The organism is Mesorhizobium sp. Primo-A (assembly GCF_003997175.1).
GTDB classification, from domain to species: Bacteria; Pseudomonadota; Alphaproteobacteria; order Rhizobiales; family Rhizobiaceae; genus Mesorhizobium; species Mesorhizobium ciceri.
This window is the reverse complement of record NZ_RZTG01000004.1, coordinates 489,412-498,068: the sequence shown is the minus strand read 5'-3', so window position 1 is coordinate 498,068 and position 8,657 is coordinate 489,412. Positions and strand designations below refer to the sequence as shown.

Annotated in this window: 8 protein-coding genes; 7 read left to right on the top strand and 1 reads right to left on the bottom strand. The window is 62.7% G+C overall.

Annotation, left to right across the window (positions count from 1 at the left end; genetic code table 11):
- The first annotated feature begins 128 nt into the window (after positions 1-128).
- The 4 genes from EOC83_RS10605 (at position 129) to EOC83_RS10590 (ending at position 3,372) form a co-directional block, all read left to right on the top strand.
- Positions 129-1,130 carry an Ldh family oxidoreductase gene (locus EOC83_RS10605; protein WP_063170442.1) on the top strand — a complete coding sequence of 334 codons (1,002 nt, stop codon included), beginning with the start codon at positions 129-131 and terminating at the stop codon, positions 1,128-1,130.
- A 240-nt stretch (positions 1,131-1,370) separates the two neighbouring features.
- Positions 1,371-1,652: a hypothetical protein gene (locus tag EOC83_RS10600; RefSeq protein ID WP_013528193.1), complete on the top strand. Its 282-nt coding sequence runs from the start codon at positions 1,371-1,373 to the stop codon at positions 1,650-1,652.
- Positions 1,653-1,848: 196 nt separating this feature from the next.
- The gene (locus EOC83_RS10595; RefSeq protein WP_013528194.1) at positions 1,849-2,301 is read left to right on the top strand and encodes a DoxX family protein; all 453 of its coding nucleotides are present in this window, start codon (positions 1,849-1,851) and stop codon (positions 2,299-2,301) included.
- A 93-nt stretch (positions 2,302-2,394) separates the two neighbouring features.
- Positions 2,395-3,372 (top strand): complex I NDUFA9 subunit family protein, encoded by a 978-nt coding sequence (locus EOC83_RS10590; RefSeq protein ID WP_024501904.1) that lies wholly within the window; start codon positions 2,395-2,397, stop codon positions 3,370-3,372.
- 29 nt (positions 3,373-3,401) lie between these two features.
- Here EOC83_RS10590 and EOC83_RS10585 read toward each other — a convergent pair whose 3' ends face one another.
- A complete protein-coding gene (locus EOC83_RS10585; protein WP_013528196.1) occupies positions 3,402-4,769 on the bottom strand; it encodes a cytochrome P450 in 1,368 nt (455 codons plus the stop codon).
- Positions 4,770-4,946: 177 nt separating this feature from the next.
- On the opposite strand from EOC83_RS10585, the gene EOC83_RS10580 reads away from it, so the two are divergent.
- The 3 genes from EOC83_RS10580 (at position 4,947) to gyrB (ending at position 8,438) form a co-directional block, all read left to right on the top strand.
- Positions 4,947-5,516 (top strand): NADPH-dependent FMN reductase, encoded by a 570-nt coding sequence (locus tag EOC83_RS10580; protein WP_063169841.1) that lies wholly within the window; start codon positions 4,947-4,949, stop codon positions 5,514-5,516.
- Positions 5,517-5,764: 248 nt separating this feature from the next.
- The gene (locus tag EOC83_RS33555) at positions 5,765-5,896 is read left to right on the top strand and encodes a hypothetical protein (RefSeq protein ID WP_255337201.1); all 132 of its coding nucleotides are present in this window, start codon (positions 5,765-5,767) and stop codon (positions 5,894-5,896) included.
- A 70-nt stretch (positions 5,897-5,966) separates the two neighbouring features.
- Positions 5,967-8,438 carry a DNA topoisomerase (ATP-hydrolyzing) subunit B gene (gyrB, locus tag EOC83_RS10575; RefSeq protein WP_013528198.1) on the top strand — a complete coding sequence of 824 codons (2,472 nt, stop codon included), beginning with the start codon at positions 5,967-5,969 and terminating at the stop codon, positions 8,436-8,438.
- Positions 8,439-8,657 lie beyond the last annotated feature (219 nt).

The window sequence follows — 8,657 nt, the reverse complement described above, 5'->3', positions numbered from 1 at the left end:
GGAGTAGGGGAGTAGGGGAGTAGGGGAGTATCGGGCCACTATCCACATTCACATTTCCATCCCCATTCGCTATTCACTGCCCACTGTCCCGTACTCCCCTATTCCCCTACTCCCCTAGGACGGCCATGATGCAACTCAGTCTCGACCAGGCAAAAGGACTGTGCCGGATGGCGGCACTTGGCGCCGGCGCCAATGAGGAAGCGGCGCAATCGCTCACTGCTTCGATCATATCAGCCGAGGCCGAAGGGCTTTCCTCGGTCGGTCTGTCGCATTTCATCGACTATCTCGAGGCGCTGGAAGCCGGACGCATCGACGGCAATGCCGACCCGGTGATCACACGGCCGGCGCTGGCAGTCTATCTCTCCGATGCACGCGGCGGGCTGGCGCATACCGGCTTCGACCGCAACATCGACGACCTCGCCAAGGCGGCAAAGCTGTTCGGTGTCGCCATCTTCTCGCAGAAGAACGCCTATACATGCGGCGCGCTCGGCTATTTCACCGGAAGGCTGGCAGCACAAGGACTGGTGTCGTTCGCAGCCACCAACGGCCCGGCCGTGCTTGCCGGCTCGGGCTCGGTCAAGCCGGTCTACTGCACCAACCCGATGTCGTTTGCCGCGCCTGCCGCCGACGGGGCGCCGCTGGTCATCGACCAGTCGTCGAGCGCCACCGCTTTCGTCAACATCCGCAAAGCGGCCGAGGACGGCAAGACAATCCCGGAAGGCTGGGCACTGGACGCCAGCGGCAATCCGACCACCGATCCCGCCGCCGCCATGAAGGGTGCAATGCTCGCCTTCGGCGGTCAGCGCGGCGCCAACATCGCGCTGATGGTCGAGGTGCTGGCGGCGGGCCTGTCGGGCGCCAACTGGTCGCTCGACGCGCCATGGTTCAGCGGCGGGCCGGACAGCCCCGGCACGGGACTGTTCGTGCTTGCTATCGAACCCAAGCTGCTCGATCCAGATTTCGAGCAACGAATGAAGGACCAGCTTGACCGGCTGCGGCGGCGCTTCGGCGTGCATGTGCCCGGTCGTGCCCGCGCAGAGGCCGCCGAGAAGGCGCAAGCGCGCGGCATTACCGCATCGAAGGCCGTGGTGCAGCGCATTTCCGAATTCGCTGCACGCTATTCTTCCTGAATATTATTAAATATCAATTAGTTATCTGGAATTCGTCCGCCGCAGGCGCGGCGCAGTGCGATTTTCTTTGCGCGCCGCTGAACCTTTCCGCGCCTTGCTGCGACCCAGCTTTGTCCAGGGCAAGGCGAGCTTGCCCGATCCACACCGAGGGAAGCAGCAAACCGAAATCGAAAGCCTGCATCACGCGAAGGCCGGTCCTTCGCGCTTCGGAAAACTCAACCCAAATCAAAGGAAATTGCCATGACCAACACCAAGATCACCATGCTGACCGCCGTCCTTCTGCTCGGCTCGTTCATGGGCGCCACACAGGCAGCCACCCTGAAGGCCGCACCGGTCAAGCCGTCCAGCCCGGGTGTCATCGCTGCCCCGAGCGGCGGGGCCACCGAAGACCACTACTGCAAGAACGGCCATGCAAAATTCGCCAATTGCAGCGCTGATTTCGTCGCCGCCTGCAAGAAGGTTGGTGGCACCATGTCGGATGTTCAGGGCTGGGGTGGGCGTACTTGCTTCACGCCCTCCTGATACCGTCTCAGGTCAGGCCGCGCCGTCGGCCCCTGGCTTCGCATGGATGTCACCCGGAAAACCCCGCTTCGGCGGGGTTTTCTGCGTTTTGATCGCACGATGGTAAAACATTCTCGTTTTGGTCAACTTTTGTTTATTTGACTTCGACCAACCTGATCGGCCGTTTGCGCTGATTGAGCAAAACAGAGGAGCTACAATGTCGGCAAGCACGGACAATCCCCGCAACGCCCTTGTCATCCCGGTCCTTGGCAGGTTTTACGCGGCCCTGCACGATGGTGCCGAAACCGTTCTTCGCGTCGTCGCCGGCGGGTTTCTCGCCATCCACGGTTCGCAGAAGATCACCAATCCTTTCGGCGCTGCCGAGATGGTCGAGGGTCTCGGCTTCTATCCGGGCGCGTTGTGGTCGTTGCTTCTGGCCTGCACTGAATTCTTTGGCGGCATCTTCATCGCCATCGGCTTTTTGACGCGGCCGGCCGCCTTTGCCGGCCTGTTCGTGCTGCTGGTCACGGTCTGGTTCCACTGGGTCACCATGGGCCAAGGCTATTCGGGTGCGGAAAAGTCGCTGCTGTGGGCAGCGATCCTGCTCTTCTTCGTCATTCGCGGCGGCAACCGCCATTCGGTCGACAACCGTATCGGCAAAGCGTTCTGACAGGCTGATAGCGACGACGCGTCGCCCTTTGCCTTTGGCACGAAACGGATTATGAAACGGCTTCAGCCAAGCCTGCGAGCGCCGGAGCCAGCCATGACCGAAATCCTGCAGACCCCAAAGCTCGTCGTCGTCTTTGGCGGGTCAGGCTTTGTCGGCCGCCATGTCGTGCGCGCGTTGGCCAAGCGCGGCTATCGCATCCGGGTCGCCTGCCGGCGGCCCGATCTCGCCGGCCATTTGCAGCCGCTCGGCAATGTCGGCCAGATCCAGCCGGTCCAGGCCAATGTGCGCGTGCGCTGGTCGGTAGACCGCGCCGTGCAAGGCGCCGACCATGTCGTCAATCTGGTCGCCATCCTGCATGAGAGCGGCCGGCAGAAATTCTCCGCCGTGCACGAGTTCGGCGCCCGCGCAGTGGCCGAGGCCGCGCGCTCGGTCGGCGCCGGCCTGACCCACATTTCTGCGCTTGGCGCCGATCTGGACTCCGAATCAGACTACGCGCGCACCAAGGCGCTTGGCGAAAAGGCTGTGCTGGAGACGATCAAGGACGCCGTGATCTTCCGGCCGTCGATCAATTTCGGACCCGAAGACGGCTTCTTCAACCGCTTCGCCAACATGGCGCGCTATTCGCCGGTGCTGCCGCTGATCGGCGGCGGCCAGACCAAGTTTCAGCCGGTCTATGTCGGCGACGTGGCCGAAGCGGTGGCGCGCTCGGTCGACGGCAAGGTGGATGGCGGCCAGATCTATGAACTCGGCGGACCGAAGGTGCTCACCTTCAAGCAGTGTATGGAAGAGCTGCTCGACGTGATCGAGCGCAAGCGGCTGCTGGTGCCGGTTCCGTGGTGGGTGGCCAACATCCAGGCCTCGATCCTCGGTCTCCTGCCCAACCCGCTGCTGACCAAGGACCAGGTGATGCAGCTGCGCGAGCACAACATCGTTTCGGACGCCGCCAACCAGACCAACAGGACGCTTGCGGGGCTAGGCATCCAGCCGCAGTCGATCGCGACGATCCTGCCCAGCTATCTCTGGCGCTACCGCGCCGCCGGCCAGTTCCAGCAACGCAAGCCCGCGGCCTAATTCGGCGCAACTGCCTGAAGGTGTCACGCCTAACGCGGCGTGACCTGCATCGGTAGACCGCCTTGCGGCTGCGTGGTCAGTTTCTGTACCGGCCAGGGTTTCGTTTCGGCGGTGGTGTCGAAGCGGAAGCGCGACAGCATGATCGCCAGCGCGATGATCGCCTCCTGCATGGCGAAGCTGGCGCCGATGCAGACGCGTGGGCCGGCGCCAAACGGCAGATACTGGAAGCGGTCGATCTTTTCGCGATTTCCCGGGTGGAAGCGTTCCGGCAGGAAGGCATCCGGCCGGTCCCACAGTTTCCTGTGGCGATGCACGACCCAAGGCATCACCAGCACCGCGGCGTGCTTGGGGATATGAAGATCCTTCCACATTTCCGGTTCGATCGGCTCGCGGTTGATCGACGGCGCCGGCGGATAGAGCCTGAGCGCTTCGTCGAAAGCCGCGCGCGTGAAGGGCATGGCATCGAGCCATTTCGTCGGATCGGGCTCGCGCGCCAGCACCTGGTCGATCTCCTGCTCGACCCGGTTGCGCTCCCACGGTGATTCAGCCAGGCAATAGAGCGTCCAGCCGAGCGCACGCGCCGTCGTCTCATGGCCGGCGCCGATGAAGGTGATGATATTGTCCTCGACCTCGGCCCGCGTCAGTCCGTCGGGTCCCTCGGCCTTGAGCAGCAGTGTCAGGAAATCCTGCGGCACGGCATCGGGATCGCGCTTGAATTTCGCTTCGCGCATCTTGACCGTGTCGGTGACGATCTTGCGGAAATAGGCCATGGTCTTGCGGCCACGGATGCGGGTCAGCCTCGGCAGCCAGTCGGGCGCACGCAACAGGTCGAGCGGATCGACGCGACCCATGGTCTCGAACAGGCGGTCGATCTCGTTGGCGAAACTGCCGGGCTCGCCTGATATCTCGCCGGAAAACAGCGTCTCGGCCAGGATGTCATAAGTGAGCAGCGTCATGTCATGGGCGATGTCAGACGTGCCGCCGTCTTCGTAACGGGTGACGAAGTCCTGCGTGCGCCTCAGCATCGGCTGGGCGAAGCCGAAGATGTGGCGCGGCGTGAACACCGGCGCCATCGCCTTGCGCGACCGCTTCCAGACCTCGCCCTCGGCGGTGAGCAGGCCGTCGCGCAGGATCGGCCGCAGGATCTTCTGGCGCACCGTCGCCATCTTGTAGTTCCTGGCGTTGTCGACCAGCACATGCCGGATCAGGGCGGGATCATTGGCGACGATCAGATGTCCGCCAACGCCGTTCGCCGAGATCCACGGCTCGTTGTAGGTATGCTCACCCCACAATTCGAGCGGGTTGCGGTAGACGATGCGGATCATCTCTAGCGTCGAGGGCGGCGTCGTGCGCGGCTTCGGCGCCGGGGGAATGAAGGGGGCGGGCTGGATGTCCATGCTGTGCTCCGCTGATGACCCAATGTAGTGGGCCGCAAAGCAGGCGTCCATGTGACCGAACGGCAAGGCCCTACTCTCCGGAATGTGACCGGTTACCGCGAGGTGCCTTCTTGTTGCCCCGAGCGGCATGCCCTAGGTGGCAGTCACCAATGGATACCGCCACCGCAGGAGCCCAGCTTGAAGCACCAGTTGAACATCATCATCGGCAGCACGCGGCCAGGCCGCGCCGGACCGATTTTTGCCGAGTGGCTGGAGAGGTTCGCGCGCGAGCACGGGAAATTCGAGCCTGTACTGACCGACATCGATGCGTTCAAGCTTCCGGTGCTGGACGAACCGCACCATCCAAGGCTTGGCAACTACCAGAACGATCATACCAAAGCCTGGTCCAAGGCGATCGATGCCGCCGATGCCTTCGTCTTCGTGGCGCCGGAATACAATTATTTCGTGGCGCCGGCGATCGTCAACGCGATCGACTATCTCTCGCGCGAATGGAAGTACAAGGCAGCCGCCATTTTCAGCTATGGCGGCGTCTCCGGCGGCCTGCGCGCGGCGCAAGCGCTGAAGCCGCTGCTGACCTCGGTAGGTGTCATGCCGATCCCGGAAGGCGTCGCGCTGCCGATGTACCAGAAACTGCTCGACGAAAATGGCGCTTTCAACGCCAGCGAACAGGTGCAGGGCGGAGCCAAAACCATGCTCGACGGGCTGCTGCGCTGGAGCGAGGCTTTGAAGCCGATGCGGGCAGGCTGAAAACGCTGGTCTTCCGCAAAAAACCCCGGTTTGCTGCCATAGAGAGGTGGTCGTGCACAGGAACGAACTGGGGGGCAGTTCGATTTGCGCTTGCTGTTTGCCTTGCTGCCTATGCTCACCACCGCCACCGCAGTGGTGGCGCCTGGCCCTGGTCATCGCCAACGACGACCACCGCCTGATCCGGCCGCCCGCCCGACATGACGCCGGGGCGCGACCGCAGCAGGCGGCTGGCGCCGAGATACAAGTTCATGATCAAGGTTTCTCAAGGACCGCTGGCCGAAGTGAAATGGGGGCCGGCGGAGGCCCGCCATTGGCAGCCGGCCATTCCCAGTGAAATGCCTGCAAACCTTGGAAAAACCGCCTTTTGCGCCTATATCTAGTCGATATCAGAGGCGCGATTCGGCGCGGACTTTTCGCGCTGTGCAGGCGGCATCCAGACAACAGGTTTTCATGAGCGATCAGATCGACAACAACAACGGCGCTGAAGCCGAATACGGCGCCGATTCCATCAAGGTTTTGAAGGGGTTGGACGCTGTCCGCAAACGCCCCGGAATGTATATCGGTGATACAGACGACGGCTCGGGCCTGCATCACATGGTCTATGAAGTGGTCGACAACGCCATCGACGAGGCGCTGGCCGGTCACGCCGACCTCGTCACCGTGACGCTCAACCCCGATGGTTCGGTCACTGTGATCGACAATGGCCGCGGAATTCCGACCGATATCCACACCGGAGAAGGCATTTCGGCGGCCGAAGTGATCATGACGCAGCTGCATGCCGGCGGCAAGTTCGACCAGAATTCCTACAAGGTCTCGGGCGGCCTGCATGGCGTCGGCGTCTCGGTGGTCAACGCGCTGTCGGCGTGGCTAAAGCTGAAGATCCGCCGCAACGGCCAGATCTTCGAGATGAGTTTCACGCATGGCAATGCCGACGCACCTCTGAAGGCGACCGGCACCTATGAGCAGGACAAGCAGCCGGGCACCTATGAGGGCCGCAGCGGCAGCCAGATCACCTTCTTCCCGTCGGCCGAGACCTTCACCATGGTCGAGTTCGACTTCGGCACGCTGGAACACCGGCTGCGCGAGCTTGCCTTCCTCAATTCCGGCGTGCGCATCATTTTGACCGATGCCCGTCACGCCGATGTCGTGCGCCATGAACTGCACTACGATGGAGGCCTCGAAGAATTCGTCAAATATCTCGATCGCGTCAAGAAACCGCTGATCGACAAGCCGATCGCCATCCGGGCGGAGCGCGACGGGATCACCGTCGAAGTGGCGATGTGGTGGAACGACAGCTACCACGAGAACGTGCTGGCCTTCACCAACAACATCCCGCAGCGCGATGGCGGCACGCATCTGGCCGGCTTCCGCGGCGCGCTGACGCGTCAGATCACCGGCTATGGCGAATCCTCTGGGCTGACCAAGAAGGAAAAGGTCTCGTTGATCGGCGACGATTGCCGCGAAGGTCTGACGGCGGTGCTGTCGGTCAAGGTTCCCGACCCGAAATTCTCCTCGCAGACCAAGGACAAGCTGGTCTCGTCGGAAGTCCGTCCTGTCGTCGAAGGCCTGGTCAACGAAGCGCTCGGCACCTGGCTGGAAGAACACCCGAGCGAAGGCAAGGTGGTCGTCGACAAGGTGATCCAGGCGGCGGCGGCGCGCGAAGCGGCGCGCAAGGCGCGCGATATCACCCGCAAGAGTTCGCTCGGCGTCACTTCCCTGCCCGGCAAACTGGCCGACTGCCAGGAACGCGACCCGGCGAAATCCGAAATCTTCATCGTCGAGGGTGATTCCGCCGGCGGCTCCGCCAAGGGTGGGCGTTCGCGCCAGAACCAGGCGATCCTGCCGTTGCGCGGCAAGATCCTCAATGTCGAGCGGGCGCGCTTCGACCGCATGCTCGGCTCCGACATGATCGGCACGTTGATCACGGCGCTCGGCACCTCGATCGGCAAGGACGAGTTCAACGCCGACAAATTGCGCTACCACAAGATCATCCTGATGACCGACGCCGACGTCGACGGCGCCCATATCAGAACCTTGCTGCTTACCTTCTTCTTCCGGCAGATGCCGGAGCTGATCGAGCGCGGCCATCTCTACATCGCCCAGCCGCCGCTCTACAAGGTGACGCGCGGCAAGAGCTCGCAATACATCAAGGACGAAAGCGCGTTCGAGGAGTTCCTGATCGGCTCGGGACTGGAGGAAGCATCGCTTACGCTCGGCTCGGGCGAGGTTCGCATCGGGCAGGACCTGCGTGGCGCCATCGATGACGCGCTGGCGGTGCGCCAGCTGATCAACGGCCTGCACACGCGCTACAACAGAGGCGTCGTCGAGCAGGCGGCGATCGCCGGTGGGCTCAACCCGGACGTGTTCGCCGATCTCGGTCGCGCCAACGACATGGCGGAGCGGATTGCAAAACGCCTCGACATCATTGCCGAGGACACCGAGCGCGGCTGGACCGGCCGCATGTCGACCTCGAATGAAGGCGTTGGCGGCTATGTGTTCGAGCGCACGGTGCGCAGCGTCAAGGAATATGCGCATCTCGACCTGGCGCTGATCAATTCGGCCGACGCACGCCAGCTCGACCGCTACGCACAGCGCCTCAGCGAGGTCTACGGGTCGCCGCCGGTGCTGCGCCGCAAGGATGTCTCCGAAACCATCTCGGGGCCGCTGGCGATGCTCAATGCGGTCTTTGCGACAGGCCGCAAGGGCCTGACGATGCAGCGCTACAAGGGTCTCGGCGAGATGAACGCCGAACAGCTGTGGGAAACCACGCTCGATCCGAACGTGCGCTCGCTGCTGCAGGTCAAGGTCAATGACGCGACCGATGCGGATTCGCTGTTTTCGCGGCTGATGGGCGACGAGGTCGAGCCCAGGCGCGAGTTCATCCAGGACAACGCGCTGTCGGTCGCCAATCTGGATATCTGATCTGGCCGTTAAATCTGAATTGGCGCGCTGCGGCGCGCCAATTGTTCCACCGGCGGCAACAAAATCAATTTGCAACGCGCCGGAACGGAAGTCCCTGCGAGACATTGTGACAATATCGATCACAATTTCTAACAGGAGGCTTCCATGGGACGCGGCATTTTGCTCTGGTTGCTCGGCATACCGATCCCGATCATCATTCTGATCATGCTGTTCGTACGA